This is a genomic window from Belnapia sp. AC561 (genome assembly GCF_979252845.1).
This window is the reverse complement of the sequence record NZ_CEEDBP010000352.1, coordinates 1-252: the sequence shown is the minus strand read 5'-3', so window position 1 is coordinate 252 and position 252 is coordinate 1. Positions and strand designations below refer to the sequence as shown.

1 protein-coding gene is annotated in these 252 nt (G+C 59.9%); it reads right to left on the bottom strand.

The genetic code is table 11. The features are described 5' to 3' along the window. A partial coding sequence (locus AC0IW9_RS31395; protein WP_471652202.1) for a PAS domain S-box protein occupies positions 1–252 on the bottom strand: 252 nt, incomplete at both ends.

The window sequence follows — 252 nt, the reverse complement described above, 5'->3', positions numbered from 1 at the left end:
ATGAGATGGCGTTCGGTGATGTCGCGGGCGATGGTCAGCATGCAATCCTCGTCGCCGATCGGCAGCGGGCGACTGGACACTTCGCACAGGCGAATCTGCCCGTCGCTGCGACGGATGTGGCATGTGAAGTCGCGGACGAAACCGTCGCGTTGCAGCAGGTCGAGCATCTGTTTGCGTTCGTTGAGGTTGACCCATATACCCAGATCCAGCGTCGAACGATCCACCGACATGGCGCTGTTGAAACCGGTGATG